We start from the raw sequence: 24,336 nt of genomic DNA, 5'->3' as shown, positions 1-24,336 counted from the left end.
CCCGGCCGGAGGTCCTGATTGCAGACGGCGGGTCGATGGGCGGCCCATCGCGGCCGCCGCCGGCTTCTGTCGTGCGAGCTCGCGTGAGCTTGCAGCGCGCCTCCGCCCATTCGACAATGCTCCGGCTCATGGACAAGACCTACCCCTCCGCGGATGCGGCCATCGAGGACATGGTCGACGGCATCACCCTCGCCTCGGGCGGCTTTGGCCTGTGCGGCAACCCCGAGAACCTGATCGCCGCCATCCATCGCAAGGGGATCAAGGGGCTGAGCGTCGTGTCCAACAACTGCGGCGTCGACGACAAGGGCCTGGGCATCCTGCTGCAGGCGGGCCAGATCAAGAAGATGACCTCGTCCTACGTAGGCGAGAACAAGACCTTCGAGCGCCTCTATCTCACGGGGGAGCTCGAGCTCGAGCTGGTCCCCCAGGGCACCCTGGCCGAGCGCCTACGGGCGGGTGGCGCGGGCATCCCGGCCTTCTATACGCCCACCGGCTACGGCACCCCGGTCGCCGAGGGCAAGGAGGTCCGCGAGCTCGACGGTCGCATGGTGGTGCTCGAGCACGCGATCCGCACCGACTTCGCGATCGTCAAGGCGTGGAAGGGCGACACCCACGGCAACCTCGTCTATCGCTACACGGCCAACAACTTCAACCAGGCCATGGCGACCGCGGGACGCATCACCATCGCCGAGGTCGAAGAGCTGGTGCCGGCCGGGGAACTCGACCCCAACTTCATCCACACGCCGGGCGTCTTCGTCGATCGCATCATCCAGGGACGCGACTACGAAAAGCCCATCGAATTCCGTACGACGACTCCTTAGCCCCCCCGCGACCACCTCGGGCAAGCAACCGACCAGCTGCCCCCAAGGGGGCCATCCAGCCCCCCCGCGACCACCTTAATCGATCCAGGAGACCACCATGGCGCTGACCCGTGAGCAGATCTGTCGACGCGTGGCCAAGGAGCTGCGCGATGGTGACTACGTCAACCTCGGCATCGGCATGCCGACCATGGTCGCCAACTACGTCCCCGAGGGCATCGAGGTGGTGCTCCAGAGCGAGAACGGCCTGCTGGGCATGGGACCGTTCCCCACCGAGGACGAGGTCGATCCCGACCTCATCAACGCCGGCAAGCAGACGGTCACCGCCAACAAGGGGGCCTCGTTCTTCGGCAGCCACGACTCGTTCGCAATGATCCGCGGCGGCCACATCGATCTGTGCGTGCTCGGAGCCATGGAGGTCAGCCGCACCGGCGACCTGGCCAACTGGATGATCCCGGGCAAGAAGGTCAAGGGCATGGGCGGCGCCATGGACCTGGTGGCCGGCTCCCCGCGGGTGATCGTCACCATGGAGCACACCACCAAGAGCGGCGACCCCAAGATCCTCGAGCACTGTACGCTGCCGCTGACGGGCAAGGGCGTGGTCAAGGAGATCATCACCGAGCTCGGGTACTTCACGGTGAGCCCGCAGGGCCTGCGCCTGCAGGAGATCGCACCGGGCGTCACCGTCGACGAGGTTCGCGCCAAGACCGGGTGCGCGTTCGAGGTGGCCGATCCCCTGCCGACGATGGCGACCTGAAGCCGCACGAGCACCGACGCACGGAAGGTGTGAGGCTACCTCGTGAGCTGAGCCGGAGCCGGGCCCGCGTCCGACTCTGGCGCCCGCTCCGCGTTCGCGGTACCAGGGCATACGCGGATGGACCCAAAGCCGGCCAGCGAAGCCACCGAAGCCATCGACGACGAGACCCCGTCGGAGCTCGTGGCGATCGATCTGGGATCCAACAGCTTCCACATGGTCATCGCTCGGGTGGTCGGGGGGCAGCTCGACGTCGTCGATCGCATGCGCGAGCGGGTCAAGCTCGCCGCCGGCCTCGACGCCAACAAGCACCTGACCGAGGAAGCCCAGCGCCGCGCCCTCGAGTGCCTCGAGCGCTTCGCCCAGCGCCTGCGGCCCCTGCCCCACGCACGCGTGCGGGCGGTCGGCACCAACACGCTGCGACGGGCCCGCAACGCGCGGGAGTTCCTGGGTCGTGCTCGCACGGCGCTGGGACACCCCATCGAGGTGATCTCGGGGCGAGAGGAGGCACGCATCGTCTACCTCGGGGTTGCCCATGATCTCAGCGACGACGCGGGGCGCCGCCTGGTGATCGACATCGGGGGCGGCAGCACCGAGGCGATCCTGGGCGAGCGCTTCGAGGCCCGTCGCACCGAGAGCCTGCACATGGGCTGCGTGAGCCATACCGCGGCGTTCTTCGGCGACGGCCGGCTGCGGCGCGATGGGTTTCGCGAGGCCATCACCGAGGCGCAGGTCGAGCTCGAGCCGATCAAGCGCGACTTCCGGAGGCTCGGCTGGGTGTCGGCGGTTGGCTCGTCGGGCACCATCCTCGCCATCGACTCGATCCTGCGCACCAACTCATGGGGCTGGAGCGAGGGCATCACCTACGCGGGCCTCAAGGCGCTCCGCGAGGCGATGATCGAGCAGGGACGACTGGACCGCCTGACCATCGCGGGGCTCACCGAGGAGCGGGCGTCGGTGCTGCCCGGGGGCCTGGCGATCCTGATGGCCGCGTTCAAGAGCCTGCGGATCGACCGCATGACCGCGGCCACGGGAGCCCTGCGCGAGGGCCTGCTCTACGACACGCTCGGCCGCATCCAGCACGAGGACGTTCGCGACCGCACGATCGAGCGGCTCTCCGAGCGCTATGGCATCGACCGCGATCAGGCGCTGCGGGTGCAGCAGACCGCCCGTGCGTGCCTGACCCAGGTGGCGCATGCATGGTCGCTGCACCACCCCGAGTACGGCATGCTGCTCGACTGGGCCGCGCGCCTGCACGAGATCGGCCTCATCGTGAGCTTCTCGGGCTTCCACACCCACGGGGCCTACCTGCTGACCCACAGCGACATGCCGGGCTTCTCCCGCGACCAGCAGGCCTACCTCGCCGCGCTGGTGGCCGCCCACCGCAGGCGGCCCAAGCCCGAGCGCGTGGAGGCGCTGCGGGCGGCCGGAGGCGAGGTCGCGCTGCGGCTGGCGGCGCTGCTGCGGCTGGCCGCCACCCTCAACCGCGCGCGCGATCCGACCCAGCTCCCGCCGCTGCAGCTCACGGCCGCGGGCCCCGTGCTCGAGCTGCGTCTTCCCGGGGGCTGGCTCGACGGGCACCCCATGACGGCGGCCGATCTGCGCCAGCAGCAGCAATACCTCGCCATGGCGGGGTTCCACCTGACCGTGTCCTGACGCCGAGCCGAGTGCAGTCCGACCCGACGCCGCGGACGCGGCCAATGCCCCAAACCAACGACAGGGGGCGACATGGGACGGCATTGGGGGCACGGGAGGCACGGGCCTTGGTACTCTCGCGCGCACGATGCTCGGGACGCTCGGGCTCGCCGTCGCCCTCGCGGTTGCCCCGGGGTCGTCGCCTCCCACGGCGATCGGCCCGGGGGGCTCGTTCGGCGCGGCCGCCCGAGCCGCCGCCGGGCGCGTGCTGGCCAGGCGCAAGGCTCCGGATCGCCCTGCGCCCGGCCCCCGGCTGTCTCCCAAGGAAGAGGAGCCGCGCGGCTTTCGGGTGCAGGGGCACCGCATCCTGCCCGTCCCCACGATTCGGGCCGAGCCCTCGGTGGGGCTCACCCTGGGTCTGCGTGCGCGCTACGTATACCGCCCGCCGGGCGAGACGTTCGACCACGCCCGCCTCGACGTGGTGGGCCGCGTGTCCACCAAGCGCGTGCAAGACCATACCCTCGATCTGCAGCTGCGCGACCTCTTGCATCGCCAGGAGATCCTCGACCTCGGCCTTCGCTTCGTCGACGACCCCGTGTTTCCCTACATCGGCATCGCCAACTTCGAGCCGCTGTCTCGGGACCAGCTGCAGGCACCTCCGCAGCGCGTGCACGTGCGCTCGATCGGGGGTGCGATGGACTATCAGCAGCCGTTCGCGGTGTTCGAGCCGGGGCAGCTCGGCATCGAGACCACGGGCTACGCACGATGGCTGGTGGGGGCCCGCTTCGCCCACGATCGCATCGAGTCCGAGCCCGACACGCGCTGGATCGACGACGGCAACCCCCTGGCGACGAGCCTGCGCCGGGGCTCCGTGTTCGGGGGGCTGGCATGGGACAGCCGCGACAACGGCTGGAGCCCCACCAAGGGCTCGCTCCACGACGTCTCGGTCGAGCTGGGTGGTCCGTGGGTGGGCAGCACGCAGGTGTTCACCCGCTTCAACGGCTCGTTCCGCTTCTATCGCCCCATCGTCAGCCCGAAGGTGATCCTGGCCAATCAGTTCCTCGCCGATGCGATCGTCGGCGACGCGCCGCTGTGGAATCAGGGCGAGCTGGGCGGTCTGCTGGTGCGCGAGGGGATCGGCGGGCGCGACACCGGCCGCGGGTACTTCCGGCGCAGGTTCGTCGGGCCGCTCAAGCTCTATGGCAGCGTGGAGCTGCGGGTGGAACCCTACGAGATCCGCATCCGCAAGCGCACGCTCACCCCGGCCCTCAAGGCGTTCATGGACGTGGGCTACGTGCGAGGACCGGGCCAAGACGATGCCCGACCGATCATCTCCGGGGGGCCCGGGGCGTACATCGTGTGGGATCGCTTCTTCGTGTTTCGCGTGGACGCGGGTTTCTCTCCCGAGGGCCAGGCGATCTACTTCACCACCGATCACGCGTTCTGATCCGGACGCTTGCAACTCGAGGTTCTTGGGGCAGACCAGGGTCGGAATGCAGAGCACGACCAAAGACCAGGGCCCATCGTCCTCCGACCTGCCCATCGTTGGCGACCTTCGCCGGGTGGCCGACGAGATTCGCGTGAAGATCCACCTCGCGGGCATGGACGCCAAGGACGCCTGGGCCAAGCTCGAGCCCAGGCTCCACGAGTTCGAACGCAAGGCGGAGGCCGCGCGAGACAAGCTCACCGATGAGGTCAAGGCGGCCGGCAAGGAGCTCCAGCAGCAGATGAACGAGTTCCTCGGTCGCCTCGGCAAGGGCTGAGTGCGGGCGCGGGCGCGCTCGCGGGCCGCTCGTGCGGCCCCGATTCCCGGGCCGCACGCACGCCCACGGTGACGGGCATCGTCGACCTCTGGTATGGAGCGGGCGCCGCCATGTCGTCCGCCCAGAGCCAAGACCAGTTCCGCACCGCCCTCGTCACCGGAGCATCCAGCGGAATCGGAGCCGCGCTGGCCAAGCAGCTCGCGGCGCAGGGGATCGAGGTCGCTCTGCTCGCGCGCCGCCGCGAAGCGCTGCAGGAGCTCGCCGATGCGATCGAGCAAGCCGGTGGGCGGGCGTCGATTCACCCCGTCGACGTGTCCGATCCCGAGGCCACCGTGGCCGCGGTGCGGGCCGTCGACGATGCGGTCGGCGGCCTCGATCTGGTGGTGGCCAACGCCGGGGTGGGCACGACGCAGTGGAGCGGCAAGCTCGGCTGGGACGACTGCGCGCAGGTGCTCGCCGTCAACGTGGCCGGTGCCACCGCGACCCTGGTGGCCGTGCTGCCCCGCATGGTCAAGCGCAAGCGTGGGCACCTGGTGGGGATCTCGAGCATCGCCGGCTATCGTGGGCTCCCCCGGCTCGCCGTGTACAGCGGCAGCAAGGCCTACCTCAGCACGTTCCTCGAGGGTCTGCGGATCGACCTGCGCGGCACGGGCGTGACCGTGACCGACGTTCGCCCCGGCTACGTGGAGACGGCGATGACGGCCGGCAACGGCAAGATGCCGTTCCTCGTCACCGCCGAGGACGCGGCGCAGCGGATCTGCAAGGCGATCGCGGCGCGACGCCGGGTGCTGGCGTTTCCGCTGCCGATGGCCGCAGCGGGTCGCACCATGGCCGCGCTGCCCAATGTGCTCTACGACCGCATGATGAAGGGCGGGCGCTGAGCCACCGGGCTCCGCCCAGGTACCGATCCAAGAAAGAAGGAGGTCGGCCTGCGGCGAGGTCATGACCCCGTCGCAGACCGACCCATGTCGTCAGCGAGGCGGTGTCGAGGGCTACTCCTCGGCCGCCGCCTCCTCCTCCGAGGCCTCGTCCGCCTCGGCCTCCTCCGCCTCCTCGGCCCCATCGGCCGCCGCCTCTTCCGCCTCCTCGGCTCCATCGGCCGCTTCGGCCTCGGTGGCCTCGGCGCCGCTGGCCGCTGCATCATCGGGGTTGGCCGTGTCGGCCTTGGGACCGCATGCCACGGCCGCGGCCGCCAACATGCTCAGGGCAAGGGATGTTGCTGTCTTCATGCCGCCCGAACGCCGGCCGGCGCGCCGCGCTTGCAGCGAGGGCGCAAGTTGGTGAATTCGGGGGCTGGTGGGGGTTTGGCGGCGAGATCGACCGGAATCGTCAACAACCGATCAGATGGATCCGCTTGCCGCGGTGCTCCACCTCGCGCGTGGTGAGGCGCTCGTCCCAGCGCTTGCCCTTGCGCAGGTCGAACATGACGAGCCAGCCCTCGGGCAGCCCCAGGTGATCGAGGTAGCCCGTCACCTGATCGAGCGCCTCGCCCTCGGTCTCGGTGTCCCGCCGCAGCTTGACCTCGATCGCGTGCTGCTGCCCTTGCCACTCGATCACCAAGTCGAGCGCGCCACGCCCCAGGCCGTACTCCCGCTCGATGCGGCCGCCGCCGTTGACGATCCGCTGCAAGAACGCCATGAGCATCAGGTGCGGCCCGGCCTCGCGGTAGCGAAAGCCCTCCGCCGCCAGGTGCCCGTCCTTGCGCCAGAACACCTGCCAGTCGGCCATCAACTTGGGCATGTCGAGCGCGCCGTCGGGGCGCACGTACCAGGTGGGCTCGTTGAAGATCTGTCGCTGCTGGTGATGGGTGAGCGCTCGCGGCACGACTTCTCGATAGATCGGGTTGGCCAGCTCGTAGCGACCGCCTCGATCGCGCACGAGCCCCAGGCCCAGCACGTAGGAGAAGTCGTCGTCGAGCACGTCCGACTCGACCGCGTCGCCCGCGAGCATGGGCGCGAGGACCCGCCGCACCCGATCCTCCCGGAGCCTTGCCATCAGCGAGTCGATGTGCGTGCGGCGCTCGAGGATGATCGTCTCCTTGGCGGCGTGGACGTGGGCGGCCGTCACCTCGATGGAGCGATCCTTTGCATCGCGGCGCACGATCTGATCGGCAAGCGCATTGGTGAGCCACGGATGGCCCTGGCCCAGCTCGTAGATCCGCGTCACGGCCTCGGGGGAGAAGCGCTGGCCGGTGGCTTCCGTATGCTGCGAGAGCAGCTCGCCCACCTCGGCCTCGGTGAAGGCGACCAGCGTGGTCGCCTCGGCGTTGATGTTGAACGGCGAGGTCGTTCCCAGCCAGGCGACCGCGCGGCGATCTTCCTCGCGAAGAACGTAGTCCCGCACCTGGCGCTGGCCCACCAGCACCACGCTCGCGGGAAAGGGCCGAGCCACGCGCGCAATGTAGCCCTGGCGAAGCTGGGTGAGGAACGAGACCATCGCCTCGCCGACCACGCCGTCGGCCTCGTCGAAGAGCACGACCAGCGGCTTGGGGGCGCGGGCCGCGAGGTCTTGGAGGTAGCGGCGGATGGAGCTATGCGCGGGCTCGAGAGCACGTGCCGGGCCAGATGGAAGCGCCAGCCCGGGAAGGTCGACCTCCACGGCGCGATCGAGATCGTCGAGCACGAGCTCGAATGCCCGGGTCGGATCGGGCAGCTCGCGCGCATCCTGGATGTCGACCCACAGCGCGCAGAAGCGGTCGCCGGCGTTGTAGCGCTGCACCAGCCAGCGAGCGCTGGTGGTCTTGCCGACCTGGCGCCCCGCGTGCAGCGTGAAGTAGCGATGCTCGTCGATGAGCTCGGTCACGCGATCCAGCCGGCGCTCGGGCGGAAGCATGTAGTGCTCGCCTCGGATGCAGGGGCCGGCGATGTTGAACGAAGGGTGCATGGCTCGAACGAAGGGTACGCCCAGGAACGTCGGGGGTCGATCCCGGGGTCGCCAGCCGCGCGACCGCGTCCAGGCACGACTGTTTCGGGCTCGTCCCGCGTGGTGGACCCGCGGACTCAGATCTCCGGCGTCTCGATCTCCAGCGACCGCCACAGGTACCAGCTCGCCACCGTGCGGTAGGGCCGGCAGCGCTCGCCCCACGCCTCCATCGCGCGCTTGTCCGGCAGCTCGCCATCCATGCCCAGGATCAGGGCCACCCCCTTGCGCACGCCCAGGTCGTCCACCGGCCATTGATCGAGCCGACCGAGCTGGAACATGAGGAACATCTGCGCCGACCAGCGACCGATTCCCCGCACCGCGGTGAGGCGCTCGATGAGGACCTCGTCGTCGTGCTCGTGCACGTCGTGCAGCGGCAGGCGTCCCTCCGCCACGTGCTTGCACAGGTCGCGCAGCGCCGCCTGCTTCTGACGGGAGAGGCCGCACTTGCGCAAGGTGGCATGGTGGGTGCCGCGGATCTGCTGCGCCGAGGGAAAGCACTCCTCGGGGTAGAGCGCACGAAAGCGGCCGTAGATGGTGGCGGCCGCCTTGCCCGAGAGCTGCTGGTAGACGATGGCGCGGACCAGCGAGGCCAGGTGGGTCTCGGCGTAGCCCACTCGCATGCGGCAGCGGCCGACCTGGTCGATCACACGGGCGAGGCCCGCGTCGGCGCGGCGTAGGTGGGGCAGCGTGCCTCGGGGCAGGCGGATCGGTCGTCCCTCGCTCATGGGGCAGTCCTTCGATAGTCTCGGACGCGTCGCGATCGCATGACGCCGATCGCACGGCGGCGAAGGCAAGGATCGGCATGAGCGAGCAAGCGCGCAAGGCAGCGGCAGTGGTGGCGCAGAAGGTCCCGGGATTTCGCCCGCGGGTGGGGATCACACTGGGCTCGGGGCTCGGGGCGCTGGCCGAGCGGGTGGAGGACGCCACCGTCGTCGACTTCGGCGAGCTGCCGGGGTTTCCCAGGCCGAGCGTCGAGGGGCACCACGGCCGGCTGGTGCTCGGGCGGCTGGGCGGGCAAGACGTGGCGTGCCTGCAGGGGCGGGTGCACCTCTACGAAGGGCATCCGCCACAGGCGGTGGTGCCGCTGGTGCGCACGCTTCGGCTGCTCGGGTGCGAGACGTACTTTGCGACCAACGCCGCGGGCGCGCTCGATCCCGATGCAGTGCCGGGGCAGCTGATGCTCATCAACGATCACATCAACATGCAGGGCGGCAACCCATTGGTGGGGCACAACGACGAGAGCTTCGGGCCGCGGTTCCCTGCGATGGACGGGGCCTACGACGCGCAGCACCTGGCAACGCTGCGGCGGGTGGCCGACGACCTCGGGCTGCCCGTGCGCGAGGGGGTGTACCTGGCCACGCTGGGTCCGAGCTTCGAGAGCCACGCCGAGGTGCGCGCGTTCGGACGGCTGGGGGCCAACGCGGTGGGGATGTCGACGGTGCCCGAGGTGATCGTGGCGCGGCACTGCGGGCTGCGGTGCGCCGCGGTGTCGGTGCTGACCAACCTCGCAGCGGGGCTGTCGGACGAGGTGCTCAGCCACGAGCAGACGCTGCACTACGGGCAGGCGGCGGCCGAGGATCTGACGCGACTGGTGCTGGGGTTCCTGGCGGCGCAGGGGACGGCCGGGTAGGAGGGCTGCTCGGCGAGCTCCCGCTCGAGCCCGGAATCTGCCATCTTCCGCCCATGGGCCTTCACTTCCGCCATCGTCCGACTCCCCCGTTCGACGAGATGCCCGAGCTGCTCCGCGCGCAGCTCGGACCCTTGCTCGAGCAGGCCGAGTCGGACGGTGAGGATGGCGAGTCGCTGATCGAGCTGCTCGACGTGGTCGACGACGCCGGCCAGCACATCTACGACCTCCACCTCTTTTGCGGCGACGACGGCCAGCTCCACCGCACCGGGACCACCGAGCACGTGGCCAGCTTCTCGCAGGGCTTCCCCACGGGCACCGACGACGAGTCGCTGCTCGAGGCGCTGTGCGACGCCCATGCGCGATGGAACCGGTCCAGGGCCGGCGACTGACGCGAAGCGGCGAGGCTCGGGCCTCGCTTCCCTACTGCCCCGCGCACTCGAGCCCGATCACCGGCCACCCCGAGTGGTGGTACCGAAGCTTCGACACGTAGTCGAACGGCCCTCCCCGCACCGTGAAGTCGATGTCGCCGTCGAGCGCCCCCACGCTCCCGTCGGCGTACTCCACCGTCCACACGTCCACGTCGAGGTCCTGCCCGAGGTCGGCCCGCCAGCCGTCGGCCCCGACCATGTTCAGGCTCATCGCCGAGCCCTCGAGGAACGACCTGGCGAGCATGCGCGGCGAGTCCACGTCGTACTCGATGGTCGACACACCAGGATGATCCCGGAAGAAGATCACCGCCTCGACCTCGAGCGCGCCGAGGGTCTCGTAGGCGGCCGTCCACACGTCGTCGGTCACCACGATGGGGCTCGGCGGGTTGGGCCCGAGCCCCAGCAGCTCCACCATGGGGCCTGGACCCTCGTGGTGGATCCGCATGTCGATCACGGGGAACAGCCCGCTGTCGTCGATCTCGATCGTGGTCTGGGCGTCCTGCAGGAACGACGACATGAGGAACAGGTTGCCCGGCACCAGCTCGCCCCTGGATCCGAACGAGTAGTCGCGATCGAGGTAGAACCGCACCTCCATGCGCAGATCGTTGAACGTGGCCGGGTCGACGTAGTAGGTGCCCTCGCCGTCGTAGGTGTAGCCCTCGGGCAGGGTCGAGGCCGAGGGATCCTCGGCCAGCTCGATGATCCCCTCCACCAGCGCGCTCACGATCCCGAACACCAGCCCCCCGCAGGCCACCATCTCGTGGGCGCTCTGTTCGAAGTCGAAGGTGATGGACACCGCATCCTCGATCTCCGCGAGGGTCATCCCCCGCGTGCACGCGGCGAGCGGCTCGATCGAGATGTGGGCTCCCGTGTGGGGGTCCTTCACCCCTTCCTCGGGCTCGTCGGCGTCGTCGTTCGCGTCGCCATCGTCGAGGCCGCCGCCGTCCCCCGCGCTCGGATCGGCGTCGGCGCTGCCCCCTCCTCCCAGGCACCCCGAGGCGAACGAGATCGACGAAGCGAGCAGGACGGCGGATGAGCGAGCGAGCCAGGACGAGTGCATGGATGACGGTCTTCCGCCACGGGTAGTGCCGCCGCACGGCGCTTCGATCACGCGCCGCCGCTGCGATCGACGGATCGGCCGGCGATCTCCCCCCAATCATCGTTTGGCCCCCTCCCGCGCCCGGCCGGCCCCGCCTCGCATCCCCCTGCATCTTCGGGCAGAATCGCCCTCCGCCCTGCGTCCGCGCAGGACGCCGGATTCCACCCCGAGGAGCACCGCGGATGGGCAAGGACAAGAAGAAGGACAAGGGTCACGTGCGCGCCGTACCGCCACCCGCGCCGCAGGACGCCCACGAGCGCAACCCGGGCATGCCGCTGCAGCTCGACTGGGTCCGCGACGTCCGCATCAACCGCTCCGCGGTGGAGCGCCGTGCCGCCACCATTCCCACCCGCCGCAGCGTGAAGAAGGAATGGCAGGCCGCGTGGTACCTGCGCGCGATCGCTTGCACCGACCTCACCACCCTCGCGGGCGACGACACCCCCGGCCGGGTGCGGCGACTGTGCGCCAAGGCCCGTCGCCCCGTACGTCAGGACCTGCTCGACGCGATGGGCGTGGGCGACCTCGACCTGCGGGTGGCCGCCGTGTGCGTCTATCACGAGATGATCCCCACCGCCCTCGATGCGCTCGAGGGCAGCGGGATCCCGGTGGCCGCCGTGGCCGCGGGCTTCCCCGCCGGCCTGTCGCCGCTGCACGAGCGGATCAAGGAGGTCGAGGCCTCCGTGGCCGCAGGCGCCGAGGAGATCGACATCGTCATCAACCGCGCCCACCTGTTCACCGGCAACTGGCAGGCCATGTACGACGAGGTCAAGGCGTTCCGGCAGGCCTGCGGCGACGCCCACCTCAAGACGATCCTGGCCACCGGCGACCTGCAGCTGCTGCGCAACATCGCCCGCGCGAGCCTGGTGTGCATGATGGCGGGCGCCGACTTCATCAAGACCTCCACCGGCAAGGAGGCGGTCAACGCCACGCTCCCGGTGACCCTGGTCATGGTGCGGATGATCCGGGCCTATCTGGAGCGCACCGGCCATCGCGTGGGCTTCAAGGCCGCGGGGGGGATCCGCTCCGCCAAGCAGACCCTGGGCTACCTCGCGCTCATGAAGGACGAGCTGCCCCGCGACTACCTCGAGCCCGAGCTGTTCCGCTTTGGCGCCTCCACCCTCGTGTCGGACCTCGAGCGACAGCTCGAGCACTTCGTCACCGGCCGCTACTCGGCCGAGTTCCGCCATCCGCTGGCCTAGCCCCCCCGCGACCGCCTGTAGGCAAGCGACCAACCAGCTGCCCCCCAAGGGGGGGCCCGTCCTCCCGCCCTCCCGTCCTCCCGTCCTCCCGTCCTCCCGTCCTCCCGTCCTCCCGTCCTCCCGTCCTCCCGTCCTCCCGTCCTCCCGCGCTCCACGCCATCCCTGTCTTCCACGGCCTGCCACCCGCCCAAAACGTCATGACCAGCGTCGCCGAGATCTTCCACAGCATGGACTACGGGCCCGCGCCCGAGAGCGACGGGCCCGCCCGCCAGTGGCTCGCCCGCCACGACGCCAAGTTCGGCCTGTTCATCGACGGCCGCTGGCAAGACCCCGACACGGGCAAGCACTTCGACTCGATCGATCCCGCCACCGGCAAGGTGCTCGGGCGCGTGGCCCAGGCCGGAGAAGCCAGCGTGGACGCGGCCGTGAAGGCGGCCCGCCGTGCGCAGCCGGGCTGGGCCGCCCTCGGGGGGCACGGCCGCGCGCGCCACCTCTACGCGCTCGCCCGCATGGTGCAGCGCCACAGCCGCCTGCTGGCCACCCTCGAGAGCCTCGACAACGGCAAGCCGATCCGCGAGACCCGCGACATCGACATCCCGCTGGTGGCCCGCCACTTCTACCACCACGCCGGCTGGGCCCAGCTCATGGACACCGAGCTTCCCGGCATGGCCCCGCTGGGCGTCGTGGGACAGGTGATCCCCTGGAACTTCCCGCTCTTGATGCTGGCGTGGAAGGTGGCGCCGGCGCTGGCCGCCGGCAATACCGTGGTGCTCAAGCCGGCGGAGTTCACCAGCCTCACCGCGTTGCTGTTCGCGGAGCTCGCGGCCCAGGCCGGACTGCCCCCGGGGGTGCTGAACCTCGTGACCGGTGATGGCTCCACCGGGGCGCTCATCGTCGCGCACGACGACATCGACAAGGTCGCGTTCACCGGCTCGACCGAGGTGGGTCGGATCATCCGCAAGGCCACCGCGGGCCAGGGCAAGCACCTCACCCTCGAACTGGGCGGCAAGTCCCCGTTCATCGTGTTCAACGACGCCGACCTCGACTCGGCCGTCGAGGGGGTGGTGGATGCGATCTGGTTCAACCAGGGGCAGGTGTGCTGCGCCGGCTCGCGCCTGCTGCTACAGGAGGACATCGCCGAGGCGATGATCGCCAAGCTCGAGGTGCGCATGGAGGCGCTGCGGATCGGCAACCCGCTCGACAAGTGCATCGACATCGGTGCGATCGTGGCGCCCGTGCAGCTTCGTCGCGTGGAGGCCCTGGTGGCGCAGGGCGTGAGCGAGGGCGCCACGCTGTTCCAGCCCAGCTGGGCGTGCCCGAAGGAAGGCTGCTTCTACCCCCCCACCCTGCTCACCAACGTGCAGCCGGCCGCCACCCTCGCCCAGGAAGAAGTCTTCGGCCCAGTGCTGGTGGCGATGACCTTCCGAACCCCCGACGAGGCGGTGGAGATCGCCAACAACACCCGCTACGGCCTGGCCGCCAGCGTGTGGAGCGAGAGCATCAACCTCGCGCTCGACGTGGCCCCGCGCCTTTGCGCCGGCGTGGTGTGGATCAACAGCACCAACATGTTCGACGCCGCCTGCGGCTTCGGGGGCTACCGCGAGTCGGGCTTCGGCCGCGAGGGCGGCATCGAGGGCATGATGGCCTACCTCGAGCCCGCGTTCGTGCACGGGCTGCCGCGCTACGAGGACCCCGCACCGCCGCCCGAGCGAGCCGGCCCGGCCGCCGTGGGCGAGGGCCTGCCCTCCATCGACCGCACCCCCAAGCTCTACGTCGGCGGCAAGCAGAAGCGACCCGATGGCGGCTACAGCCGCCCCGTGCTCGGCCCCGACGGGGCGCTCGTGGGCGAGGTGGGCGAGGGCAACCGCAAGGACGTGCGCGACGCGGTCGAGGCCGCTGCCGCTGCCCTGGGCTGGGCCAGCGCTGCCACCCACACCAGGGCCCAGATCCTCTATTACGTGGCCGAGAACCTCGAGGCACGCGCCGACGAATTCGCCCGGCGCCTGGTCGCGATGACCGGAGCCAGCCGGGCCGCCGCCGACCGCGAGGTCCAGGCGACCGTCTCGCGCCTGTTCTCCTATGGTGCCTGGGCCGACAAGTTCGAGGGGCGGGTCCACAGCCCGCCCATGCGCAACGTGACCATCGCCATGAACGAGCCGATCGGCGTGGTGGGCATCACCTGCCCCGACGATGCGCCGCTGCTGTCGTTCGTGTCGCTGTGGGCCCCCGCGGTGGCCACCGGCAACACGGTGGTGGTGATCCCTTCCGAGCGCTACCCGCTGTGCGCCACCGACTTCTACCAGGTGCTCGACACCTCCGACGTGCCCGGGGGCGTGATCAACATCGTCACCGGCGAGCGCGAGGGCCTCACCCGCGTGCTCGCGGCCCACGACCGCGTGGACGCCTACTGGTACGTGGGTCCCAAGCCCGGCAGCAAGCTGGTCGAGACCCTCTCGGTGGGCAACATGAAGCGCACGTGGGTCAACAACGGGCGCCGACGCGACTGGTTCGACCGGCAGCAGGGCGAAGGCCGCGAATTCATGCGCCACGCGGTGCAGGTCAAGAACATCTGGGTTCCCTATGGCGAGTAATGGGACGAATCGCGGGCAAGGCTTCATTCCGCAGGAGATCATCCGCCGGGTCCGCGACGGCATCGCGCTCTCCGAGGCGGAGGTCCGGTTCTTCGTGGAGGCGCTGCACGACGAGCGCCTCAGCGAGGGCCAGGTGGCCGCGTTCGCGATGGCGGTGTTCTTCCGCGGCTTGACCCGAGACGAGTGCGTGGCGCTCACCCTGGCCATGAAGGAATCGGGCACCGTACTCGACTGGTCGAGCCACGACCTGCCCGGGCCCGTGGTCGACAAGCACTCCACCGGGGGCGTGGGCGACAAGGTCAGCCTGATCCTCGCCCCCATGCTGGCCGCCTGCGGCGCGGTGGTGCCGATGATCTCCGGGCGGGGCCTGGGCCACACCGGCGGCACCCTCGACAAGCTCGAGAGCATCCCCGGCTACGACGTGCGGCCGAGCGACGAGCGCTTCGGCGAGGTGCTGAAGGAGGTCGGGTGTGCGGTGATCGGCCAGACCGCCAGCCTGGCCCCCGCCGACAAGCGCTTCTATGCCATTCGCGACGTGACCGCGACGGTGGAGTCGATCCCGCTCATCACCGCCTCGATCCTGAGCAAGAAGCTCGCGGCGGGCCTGCAGCGCCTGGTGCTCGACGTGAAGGTGGGCAGCGGCGCGTTCATCCCCGAGCCGGATCGCGCCCGCGACCTCGCCCATAGCCTGGTCGAGGTGGCCAACGGCGCGGGCCTGCCGTGCTCGGCCCTGCTCACCGACATGGACCAGGTGCTGGGGCTCACGGCCGGGCACGCCAACGAGGTGCTCGAGTCGATCGATCACCTCACCGGCAAGCACCGCGAGCCGCGGCTGCACGAGGTCACGGTGGCGCTCGCTGCCGAGCTGCTCCAGCACACGGGGCTCGCCGAAGATGCCGAGGCCGCACGCGCCAGGGCACAGCAGGTGCTCGACGACGGCAGCGCGGCCGAGCGCTTCGCGGCCATGGTGAAGGCGCTGGGAGGACCTGCCGATCTGCTGCAGCGTCCCGAGCACCACCTGCCGCTGGGGTCCGTGGAACGGCCGGTGTGCCCAACCCGACGGGGGTACCTGGCCAAGATGAACGTGCGCGCGGTGGGCCTGTCGCTGCTGGCGATGGGCGGCGGTCGGCGAAGGACCGAAGACGCGATCGATCCCGGCGTCGGTCTGAGCCGCATGCAGAGCCTGGGGACCGAGCTTGGACCCGAGGCTCCGCTGTGCGTCGTCCATGCGCGCGACGAGGCCCAGGCCGAGGCCTGCGCTCGGGCGCTGCTGCAGGCCATCGAGCTGAGCGACGAGGCCCCCGCTCCCCGCCCGGTGCTCCACGGCCGGGTGGCCGCGGACCCAATGACGCGGGGGCCCGAGGGCCAGCGAACGCAGCGCTAGAATTCCACCGTCGGGCAGCCCATCGCGAGCAGGGCGTCGAGCTCGGTCTGGCACGGCATGGCGCCCATGAGGTCCTCGCACGGCAGCTCCGAGAGGCACGCCACGTAGTCGAGGAACGCGGCGGCACACTCCTCCGAGGTGTACCCCTGGTAGTCGAGGTTGTAGTAGCAGTAGTCGGTCGTGGAGTCGGCGTACGGGATCATGCACTTCACGGAGTGATCGCCGAAGGCCACGCACGCGCTGGGGTCCACGCCTCCCGTGGAGTCGGCACCCGACGATCCGTCGACCACTCCGGTCGAGCCATCGGCCCCGGTCGAGCCGCCGGACGAGCCCTCGGAGGTGCCCTCGCTGGTCAGCGGACCCGTGTTCTCGGTCTCACCCGTGGTCTGGGAGCCCGTGGTCTGGGAGCCCGTGGTCCCGGCCTGGGTGTCGTCGCCATCGTCGGTGACGATGACGCAACCCAGCCCCAGCGGAGCCGCAGCAAGCAAGAACAAGAGGTTTTGCGTGGTGGTATCGTTGGTGCTCATTACGGTGTGTAGGCCAAGTCGCCAGGCCCCTCGCGGCGAGCTTCCCATGGCCGAGCGCAGCCAGGCAACGCGAGATCGAGCGCGCGGCATCGCTCGCATCGACCAGCCCACGCTCGGCCAGGAGCGTGCGAAGCCGACCCACACCCGGGCTCCGGTCACATTCTTGGTGCCCCCGCGCGGTCGTGGCACGGTGCGAGCGCGATGCTCCGCGTCCGCCTGCTCGCATGGTTGCTCGTATCCGGGCTCGGCTCCGGTGGCTGTGCCGTGGCCAAGCCGCTCGTTGCCTCCGCGATCCCGTCCGAGCGCACCATGGTGTCGCCACCCGGCGAGGACGGCACCCGCTACCTGGCCGTGGAAGGGGGGCCCTTGACCTCGCCCCGGGTGTTGCGCTCCCGCTGGAAGGCCACCGCGCGGCGGGTGTGCGAAGGCGGCGAGTATCAGGAGCTCTCCGAGGCCAGCCTCGCACGGCGTCAGGGCGGCGTGACCCGCACACGGACCCACGAGGGCTACGTGCGCTGCTTGCTGCCCAGCGAGGGCGAGCCCGGGAGCGTGGGAGCGCCGACCATGGCCGACGCCAGCTAGAGCGAGCCGCTTGGCGTGCCAACCTGGCACATGCGCTCGGCCTCCTGCGACGCATCGACCGGTCGTGGGTGCGGTGACGAATTGGCAAGTCGTCGACAGCACGAGCAAATGGATCCTGGCCGGGCGCTTGCTGTTCTCCTCCGCTCGTGGAGTGGCTGCTGCGACACAACTTCTGGCTGGTCAAGGTGCTGGGGCTCGTCGTCGTGACCGCACTGGCGGCCAACACCACCACGACCGTGCTGGGTCTGTACCTGCTCTCGTCTCCACCCACCCCGTCCACCTCCCCCGAGACGGACGGCGATCCGACGGAGGACGAGGACGAGACGGCGCTGGCCTCGACCGTACCGACCCCGAGCGCCCGCGCGGACGACCGCGCACGCCGAGCCGAGCGCGCCGCCGAGCGGATCCTGGGCTATAGCCCGTTTTGCCCCACCTGCGGTCCCACTCCGCCTCCCGCCGCGGAGGACCCAGCGGAGCGCACCGACTCGGACGATCTGTCTGGTGCCCGTCGCAGCGCACTCCCGCTGGTGGTCGCCGCCACCATGGAGGCCGATGACCCCATGCTCTCGCTGGCCACCGTTGTCGACGTGGAGCAGGGCGTGGGGGGTCTTTACGGCGTGGGTGACACGCTCGGCGACGACGTCGAGATCGTGGCCGTGGCCACCGGAGTGGTGCACATTCGCAACGCTGGCCAGCTCGAGTACATCCCCTTCGACGCGCCGCCTCCAACGCCCAAGACCGCCCCCACCACCCGCACCAAGGACGAGGGCAAGAAGGCGGAGCCCGCCAACAGCCGCTCGATCCCCGGGGCCGAGGAGGCGATCCAGTGCACCGACAAGGGCGACTGCACGGTCGATCGCGCGTTCGTGGAGCAGCTCATCGCCCAGCCCAAGCTGCTGATGGGTCAAGGAGGTGCAGCCCCGGCCACCACCGAGGACGGCGCCCCTGGCTTTCGTCTGCGTGGCGTCCGCAAGGGCACCCTGCCCGATCTCCTGGGGTTGAAGAACGGCGACGTGATCACCGAGGTCGGCGGTACGCCGCTGACGATGGACGCGGTGGCCGGACTCTACGGCAAGCTCCGCCATGCGTCGCACATCGAGGTCACGGTCGACCGCCGCGGCCAGCGGGTGACACGGCAACTGTCGATCCGATCGTGAGCGGCCATGAAGGCAGCCAGCCGCCCACGAGCATCGCCCACCTCCTCGAGACCACTGACCTTCGCTGAACCAGCTCCACGTGGTGTTCGAAGCGGGTGAGCGCGACAGCCGCACACCGTTCGGCGAGGAGCTGTCGATCCACCTCTTGCAGCTCGGTGCGCCGCAGCGCCAGGCGCTGTCGACGAGCGAGGCGAGCGGCTATGATGCGGTGGTCGAGCGATGGGCGCGGTTCTTCACGCGCTACGACGATCCCGTCGAGCTCGAGCGCCTCGCTGCAGAGGATCCGATGATGGCCCTGGCCAAGCAAACCCTCGAAGCACTCTCACGGGATCCCGAGGCCCGCCGTCGGGCCCAGCGGCGGGAGGACGATCTCCGGCTCTACGAGATCGAGCTCCGAGCCAACCTCGAGAGGGCCACACAGACGGGGTGGAACCAGGGCTGGGACGAGGGCCGCACCAAGGGCTGGGACGAGGGCCGCACCAAGGGCTGGGACGAGGGCCGCACCAAGGGCTGCAACGAGGGCAAGGCGGCGCTCCTGCTGCGGCTGTTGACCAAGCGCTTTGGCCCGCTGCCGCAGGCCGTGCTCACACGAGTGGATGCTGCAACGTCCGAGCAGCTCGACGCATGGGCCGAGCGAGTGCTCACCGAGCCGACCGTCGACGACGTGCTCACCTAGGCGAGTGCCGAGGCGACGAGCTCGCTCCCTGCGTCCCTCTCAGCGAAAGGTCCACGCCTGGGAGGTTGGCAGGTGAGGGAGCGCGTTGAAACCATCGAGGGTGAAGCGCCCCTTGCCATCGAATACGAACGTGTTGATCGAGGCGTTGCGCAGGCGCCACGCGGTGCGGAAGCTGGCGGCGTCGTCGGTGTGCAGCGCCTGCTGGAGCAGCACCGCCAGGGGTCCCACCGAGCTGAACGCCAGCACCCGCGTGCCCGGGCTCCCGGCGGCGCGCTCGACCATGTGGCGCAGCGCCGAGAGCACGCGCTCGCGGAACCGAGGCCAGGTCTCCACCCCCTCGGGCTCGAGCTGGCCCGAGAGCCAGCGTGTCATGAGCTGCTCGAACACGATCTGGAAGGCCCGCGAACGCTCGGCGTGGGTCCGAGTCCGCGAGAGCGCCTGGAGGCCGGCGGCGAGCTCGGGCTCGTCCTCGAGCCCAGCGGCCGCCCGAAACAAACCGAATGCATCGTGCTCGTCCAGCTCGGGCAGCTCCTGTGCGTCGGGCCAGGACAGGCCGGTGGCCCGCACCGCCTCGGCCGCCAGCGCCGCGGTGTCGTGGTGTCGACGCGCAGGCCCGGTATAGATCACGTCGAAGCACTGACCGCTGGCCGCGAGGTGCTCTCCGAGCGCAGTGGCCTGCGCCCTGCCCTGCTCGGAGAGCTCGTCGTAGTCGGTCTTCATCAAGGAGGCCTGGCCATGGCGAACGACGACGAGGTGTCCCATTGGTCGACGCCGGTGATACCACGAACGGCGCCTACCAGGCCCAGGTGCGAAGCCCGATGATCCCGTGCGCGCCCAGCCAGAGGGTGAGGCCCACCGCCAGCGTGCTGGTGAGTGTGGGCAAGATACGCACCACCCATGAGATCCGATCGCGAGCCACGGCCGCGCGCACCGCCGACGCGAGCCCGAACGTGGATGCCAAGGCGAGCACCAGCGTGGCCACGCACAAGCCCACCGTGGTCACGTCGACGCGTCCGAGCGCATCGCGAGCCGACGCCTCGGAGAGCAGGACCGGGATCGAGCTCATGGCGAGCCCCGCCAGCGCGGGCCATAGCCAAAGGCCCGCCCCCGAGAACCACCGTCGCCGGATGACGCGGATCACCAGCCACCCCACCGCCAACGGCGGTGCGAGCTGCAGCAGCACCATGGTCAGCCCGAGCAGGTAGAACTGCAACGACGCCGCCCAGAACGACGCGGGCTCGGCATGGATCCATCCCGCCGTCACCGTGGCTCGCCCCTGGTCGTCCCGGTGGAGCCGCACCGAGGTCCCGCTCTGCAGCGGATGGCGATACCCACCCCCTGGCTCGCTGGCCTGAAGCTCCACCGAACCTCCTTGCAGCGGGCTCAACCAGATCCCCTCGAGGCTGGGGCTGACGCCAAAGCCCACCACCGCACGCTCGAGGAACCCGAATAGCTCACTGCGTGGGTTGGCCAGGGCGTAGTAGCCCGTGTCGCGCGCGCGTGCGGGATCGGGACGGACGCTCGGGGGACTGGGCAGCCGCATGCCATGGGTGAGGTGGGCGAACAGCAGCGCCCGGATCTCCCCGTAGGCACGCGACGAGAACGTGCCGTTGAGCAGCATCACGTAGCCCACCCCGAGCTCGGGGAAGTAGCGATAGCACGACAGGAACCCCGGCAGCCCACCGTCGTGCCCGCGCGCGCGCACGGGATGGGCCACGTCGCCGTAGTTGCCCAGGCCATAGGATGCATCGGTGGGCGGAGCGGCCAGGGTCGCCGTCTGCTCCACGCGCCGAAGACCCGCGGGCGGTACGATCTCCGGAAGGCCCTCGCCACGCCGCAGCCAAAAGTGCACCAGCCGGCCCAGCTCGGCCGAAGAGGCCAACAGCGCCCCCGCGGGACGATGGGCGATCGGCGAGAACGGAGCAGGGCGATCGGGCTCGACATAGCCGGTCGCCAACCGGGCCATGCGCTCGGGGGTTCGACGAAACGCCGCATTCCCCATGCCCAGCGGTGCCAGCACCTCGGCCGAGAGCCATGCGTCGAACGGCTCTCCCGTGGCGCGCTCGATCGCCAGCGCGGCCACCGTATAGCCCACGTTGCTGTAGGCCATGCGGCTGCCCGGACGCCATCGCACCGCGCGCGAGCGGGGGTTGATGCCGAGCGCCGAGGCCGGGTCCATCGACTCGTCCTCGGAGAACCACTCGTTGAAGCGCATGTCGTCGAAGCCCGCGGTGTGCTCGAGCGCGTGCGCCAGCGTGACCGGCCGCTCGGCGTCCCATGGGTTGGGGATCACCAGCTCGGGCAGCGAGCGCGACAGCGGCTCGTCCAGCGACAGGCGCCCCTGCCATGCCAACCGGGCCACGCCCAGCCCCACCACGCTCTTGGTGATCGACGCCACCCTGAACACGGTGTCGCCGGTCACCGGCACGCCGGTCTGGCGATCGGCCACCCCCACGCCGCCGGCCCAGCGCACGCCGTCGCGATCGACCAGCGCCAGCCCCACGCCCGCAACCCCCTCGCGCCGGAGCACCGCCTCGATGCGCGCGCGCAGCTCGTCGATCGACTTCGGAGCCGAATCCACCTGCGCCGTCTCCAACGACGGCACGGCCCGCTCCGTCAGCACCGAAGCCCGCCCAGCTGGCACAGCGGGCCGGGTGACGACGACCACCCAGACCAACAGGAGGAGCAGCGGGATGGCCAAGCGAACGTGGCTCATGGACGCGATCGTGGCATCCACCGGTCATCGACGCGAGAGGCTTGCTAGATCTAGAGCAGCGCTCCGGCCACGCACGCCGACGCAAAGTTGGACAGCGTGGCCGCCACCAGCGCACGCAGGCCCAGGCGCGCGATGTCGTGCTTGCGGGCGGGCGCAAGCCCACCCAGCCCCCCGATGAGGATGCCGATGCTCGAGATGCTCGAGAACCCATAGATGGCAAAGGTCGCGATCGCCTCCGAGCGCACCGAGAGCTGCTCGGCCATCCCCCGGATCATGTCGAAGCCGTAGAGCTCGTTGAGCACGATGCGAGTGCCGAGCACGCTCCCCACCGACTGCGCCTCCTCCCAGGGCACGCCCATGACCAGGGCCACGGGGAAGAACAACCAGCCCATGACGCGCTGCAGCGTCAGCGGCTCGCCCCCCACCGGGATCACGCCCAGCAGCACGTTGCACAGCGCGACCAATGCCACGAATGCGATCAGCATGGCCCCCACGTTGAGCGCGAGCTTGAGGCCATCGCTGGCCCCGCTGGCGGCCGCGTCGAGCACGTTGGCGTCGGTCTTGGGGATCTCCACGTCCACCCGCCCCATCGTCTCCGGCTCCTCGGTCTCGGGCACCATCAGCTTGGCCATCACGATCGAGATCGGCGCGGTCATGGCCACCGCCGTGAGCAGGTGAGCGATGGGCACCTGACCGATCGCCACGTAGGCGCCCAGGATCGCACCCGACACCGAGGCCATGCCGCCCACCATCACCACGAACAGCTCCGACTCGGTGAGGCGGTCGAGGAACGGCCGGATGGTCAGCGGCGCCTCGGTCTGCCCCATGAACACGCTCGCCGCCACCGACAGCGACTCGGCGCCGCTGGTGCCCATGGTGCGCATCATCAGCCATGCCAGCCCGCGCACGATGAGCTGCATGACCCCGATGTAATAGAGGATCGAGAACAGCGAGGCGATGAAGATGATGGTGGGCAGCACCTGGAATGCGAAGATCGTGCCCAGCCCGGAGTCACCGCCCTGCTGCGCCCCCAGCGAGCCGAACACGAAGCGGCTGCCCTCGTAGCTCTGCTCGAGCACGGCCTGCACCCCTTCGGAGACGTCCGCAAGGGCCTGCCGACCCTGCGGCACCCGCAGCAGCAGCACGCCCAGCAGCCACTGCGCCCCCACGCCCCACAACACCACGCGTCGCTTCACCGCCCGTCGGTGGGTGGACAGCCCATAGGCCACGCCCAGCATGACCAGGGCACCGACGACGGACACGAGGCGCGAGGGATCCACGACCCCTGCGTATCACGGCTAGCCAACCGCGCCCAGAGTTCCGGCCGTCGAACCGGGAGCCCTCGCCGCCACCACCCCGGCGGGTGGATGCGCCGGCTCGGTCTCCGGCCCCACGTCCACCCCCGGATCGAACGCCTGGAGCTCGGCGCTGATGGTCTCGAGGAAGCGACGCTTCTCGTGGAACGGCATGAACGAGCTCTTGAACCCGTTGAGGACGAGCTGCTTGATGTCGGCCAGCGGCATCCCCATGTGCGCATGCACGAGGTAGAGCTCCTTGGACACCGAAGTGTCCGTGATGAGGCGGTTGTCCGTGTTGACGGTGACGCGAGCGCCGAGGTTGAAGTAGAGGCGCATGGGGTGGGCATCGAGGCTGCCGACCGCCCCCGTCTGCACGTTGGACGAGGGGCAGCACTCCAGCGGGATGCGGTGGTCGACCACGTAGTGCAGCAGATCGCCATCCTCGCGCAGCCGGCAGCCGTGGCCGATGCGATGCGCTCCGCAGATGTGCAGCGCCTGGGCGATCGATGGCGGTCCATACGCCTCGCCGGCATGGATCGTCACGTTGATGTTGTTGTGCCGCACCAGCGAGAATGCATCCTGGTGATCCTTGGCCGGGTGATCGTCCTCGGCCCCGGCCAGATCGAAGCCCACCACCCCGCGATTCTTGTAGGCGACCACCAGCTCGGCCATCTCGAGCGACGACGCCGGTGAGATGTTGCGGATCCCACAGACGATGAGTCGACTGATGATCCCATGCTGCAGCTCGGCGTCGTGCAGCCCCTTGAGCACGGTCTCCACCACCGTGGTCGTGCGCAGCCCCCGACGGGTGTGGAGCATGGGCGAGTACCGGACCTCCATGTAGCGCACGTTCTCGGCCGCCGCGTCCTCGGCCAGCTCGTACGCCGCCCGGTACAGCGCTTCTCGGGTCTGCAGCACCTTGAGCGTCACGTCGAACGCCTCGAGGTACTTGACCAGGCTCCCGGAGATCTCCCCCAGGTGCATTGCGGCCCGCAAGCCGGGCACATCGTCCGCCGGCAGCTCGATCTTCTGCTGCCGCGCGAGCTCCAGCACCGTCTCGAGCCGCATCGATCCATCCAGATGGACATGGAGATCGGTCTTGGGCAGGCGCTGGAACACCGAGAGCGGCAGAGGACCCATGAGACGTTCTATCGCTC

General features: G+C 70.0%; 23 protein-coding genes. 14 read left to right on the top strand and 9 right to left on the bottom strand.

Annotated elements, in window-relative coordinates; all coding sequences use genetic code 11:
• Positions 1-128: 128 nt before the first annotated feature.
• The 6 genes from OEB96_RS31880 to OEB96_RS31855 all read left to right on the top strand — a co-directional run bounded on the left by OEB96_RS31880 (position 129) and on the right by OEB96_RS31855 (position 5,851).
• Positions 129-821, top strand: coding sequence for a CoA transferase subunit A (locus OEB96_RS31880; RefSeq protein ID WP_266220593.1), 693 nt, complete (start codon positions 129-131; stop codon positions 819-821).
• Positions 822-918: 97 nt separating this feature from the next.
• Complete coding sequence (locus tag OEB96_RS31875) at positions 919-1,575, top strand: CoA transferase subunit B (protein ID WP_266220592.1); 657 nt, start codon at positions 919-921, stop codon at positions 1,573-1,575.
• Between the two features lie 117 nt (positions 1,576-1,692).
• Complete coding sequence (ppx, locus tag OEB96_RS31870; RefSeq protein WP_266220591.1) at positions 1,693-3,228, top strand: exopolyphosphatase; 1,536 nt, start codon at positions 1,693-1,695, stop codon at positions 3,226-3,228.
• 127 nt (positions 3,229-3,355) lie between these two features.
• Positions 3,356-4,654, top strand: a complete 1,299-nt coding sequence (locus OEB96_RS31865; protein WP_266220590.1) for a BamA/TamA family outer membrane protein — start codon at positions 3,356-3,358, stop codon at positions 4,652-4,654.
• Between the two features lie 46 nt (positions 4,655-4,700).
• Positions 4,701-4,970, top strand: a complete 270-nt coding sequence (locus OEB96_RS31860; RefSeq protein ID WP_266220589.1) for a hypothetical protein — start codon at positions 4,701-4,703, stop codon at positions 4,968-4,970.
• Between the two features lie 110 nt (positions 4,971-5,080).
• Entirely contained in the window at positions 5,081-5,851 is a 771-nt protein-coding gene (locus tag OEB96_RS31855; protein ID WP_266220588.1) for an SDR family NAD(P)-dependent oxidoreductase, read from the top strand.
• 111 nt (positions 5,852-5,962) lie between these two features.
• On the opposite strand, the gene OEB96_RS31850 is transcribed toward OEB96_RS31855, so the two are convergent.
• From OEB96_RS31850 to OEB96_RS31840, 3 genes are all read right to left on the bottom strand, one after another.
• The gene (locus OEB96_RS31850) at positions 5,963-6,199 is read right to left on the bottom strand and encodes a hypothetical protein (RefSeq protein WP_266220587.1); all 237 of its coding nucleotides are present in this window, start codon (positions 6,197-6,199) and stop codon (positions 5,963-5,965) included.
• Between the two features lie 100 nt (positions 6,200-6,299).
• Positions 6,300-7,853, bottom strand: a complete 1,554-nt coding sequence (locus OEB96_RS31845; RefSeq protein ID WP_266220586.1) for an ATP-binding protein — start codon at positions 7,851-7,853, stop codon at positions 6,300-6,302.
• A gap of 116 nt (positions 7,854-7,969) precedes the next feature.
• Complete coding sequence (locus OEB96_RS31840; RefSeq protein WP_266220585.1) at positions 7,970-8,617, bottom strand: DNA-3-methyladenine glycosylase family protein; 648 nt, start codon at positions 8,615-8,617, stop codon at positions 7,970-7,972.
• A 77-nt stretch (positions 8,618-8,694) separates the two neighbouring features.
• Here OEB96_RS31840 and OEB96_RS31835 point away from each other — a divergent pair, with 77 nt between their 5' ends.
• The gene (locus OEB96_RS31835; protein WP_266220584.1) at positions 8,695-9,522 is read left to right on the top strand and encodes a purine-nucleoside phosphorylase; all 828 of its coding nucleotides are present in this window, start codon (positions 8,695-8,697) and stop codon (positions 9,520-9,522) included.
• A 53-nt stretch (positions 9,523-9,575) separates the two neighbouring features.
• Positions 9,576-9,911 (top strand): hypothetical protein, encoded by a 336-nt coding sequence (locus OEB96_RS31830; protein ID WP_266220583.1) that lies wholly within the window; start codon positions 9,576-9,578, stop codon positions 9,909-9,911.
• Between the two features lie 31 nt (positions 9,912-9,942).
• Here OEB96_RS31830 and OEB96_RS31825 read toward each other — a convergent pair whose 3' ends face one another.
• Complete coding sequence (locus tag OEB96_RS31825) at positions 9,943-11,010, bottom strand: hypothetical protein (protein WP_266220582.1); 1,068 nt, start codon at positions 11,008-11,010, stop codon at positions 9,943-9,945.
• Positions 11,011-11,231: 221 nt separating this feature from the next.
• Between OEB96_RS31825 and deoC the strand changes: the two genes are divergently transcribed.
• From deoC to deoA, 3 genes are all read left to right on the top strand, one after another.
• Positions 11,232-12,248, top strand: coding sequence for a deoxyribose-phosphate aldolase (deoC, locus tag OEB96_RS31820; protein ID WP_266220581.1), 1,017 nt, complete (start codon positions 11,232-11,234; stop codon positions 12,246-12,248).
• Positions 12,249-12,445: 197 nt separating this feature from the next.
• A complete protein-coding gene (locus OEB96_RS31815) occupies positions 12,446-14,839 on the top strand; it encodes an aldehyde dehydrogenase family protein (protein ID WP_266220580.1) in 2,394 nt (797 codons plus the stop codon).
• Positions 14,829-16,223 (top strand): thymidine phosphorylase, encoded by a 1,395-nt coding sequence (deoA, locus tag OEB96_RS31810; RefSeq protein WP_266220579.1) that lies wholly within the window; start codon positions 14,829-14,831, stop codon positions 16,221-16,223. The genes OEB96_RS31815 and deoA overlap by 11 nt, the downstream gene beginning before the upstream one ends.
• On the opposite strand, the gene OEB96_RS31805 is transcribed toward deoA, so the two are convergent.
• Positions 16,220-16,750: a hypothetical protein gene (locus OEB96_RS31805; RefSeq protein WP_266220578.1), complete on the bottom strand. Its 531-nt coding sequence runs from the start codon at positions 16,748-16,750 to the stop codon at positions 16,220-16,222. The genes deoA and OEB96_RS31805 overlap by 4 nt on opposite strands.
• 201 nt (positions 16,751-16,951) lie before the next feature.
• On the opposite strand from OEB96_RS31805, the gene OEB96_RS31800 reads away from it, so the two are divergent.
• From OEB96_RS31800 to OEB96_RS31790, 3 genes are all read left to right on the top strand, one after another.
• Entirely contained in the window at positions 16,952-17,332 is a 381-nt protein-coding gene (locus OEB96_RS31800; RefSeq protein WP_266220577.1) for a hypothetical protein, read from the top strand.
• A gap of 146 nt (positions 17,333-17,478) precedes the next feature.
• Positions 17,479-18,489: a type II secretion system protein GspC gene (gene gspC / locus OEB96_RS31795; protein WP_266220576.1), complete on the top strand. Its 1,011-nt coding sequence runs from the start codon at positions 17,479-17,481 to the stop codon at positions 18,487-18,489.
• Positions 18,490-18,571: 82 nt separating this feature from the next.
• Positions 18,572-19,165 (top strand): DUF4351 domain-containing protein, encoded by a 594-nt coding sequence (locus OEB96_RS31790; RefSeq protein WP_266220575.1) that lies wholly within the window; start codon positions 18,572-18,574, stop codon positions 19,163-19,165.
• Positions 19,166-19,204: 39 nt separating this feature from the next.
• Here the strand turns inward: OEB96_RS31790 and OEB96_RS31785 are convergent, their stop codons facing one another.
• Genes OEB96_RS31785 through add form a run of 4 tightly spaced genes read right to left on the bottom strand, consistent with a single transcriptional unit; the run spans position 19,205 to position 24,319 of the window.
• Positions 19,205-19,927 carry a histidine phosphatase family protein gene (locus OEB96_RS31785; protein ID WP_266220574.1) on the bottom strand — a complete coding sequence of 241 codons (723 nt, stop codon included), beginning with the start codon at positions 19,925-19,927 and terminating at the stop codon, positions 19,205-19,207.
• Between the two features lie 31 nt (positions 19,928-19,958).
• A complete protein-coding gene (locus tag OEB96_RS31780; protein WP_266220573.1) occupies positions 19,959-21,881 on the bottom strand; it encodes a serine hydrolase domain-containing protein in 1,923 nt (640 codons plus the stop codon).
• 50 nt (positions 21,882-21,931) lie between these two features.
• Positions 21,932-23,161, bottom strand: coding sequence for a NupC/NupG family nucleoside CNT transporter (locus OEB96_RS31775; RefSeq protein ID WP_266220572.1), 1,230 nt, complete (start codon positions 23,159-23,161; stop codon positions 21,932-21,934).
• A gap of 18 nt (positions 23,162-23,179) precedes the next feature.
• The gene (gene add, locus OEB96_RS31770) at positions 23,180-24,319 is read right to left on the bottom strand and encodes an adenosine deaminase (protein ID WP_266220571.1); all 1,140 of its coding nucleotides are present in this window, start codon (positions 24,317-24,319) and stop codon (positions 23,180-23,182) included.
• Positions 24,320-24,336 lie beyond the last annotated feature (17 nt).

Source organism: Paraliomyxa miuraensis (assembly GCF_026337845.1).
In the GTDB taxonomy this organism is placed as follows: Bacteria; Myxococcota_A; Polyangia; order Nannocystales; family Nannocystaceae; genus Paraliomyxa; species Paraliomyxa miuraensis.
Note: the sequence above shows the minus strand (reverse complement) of the source record. Positions and strands in the feature narration are given on the sequence as shown.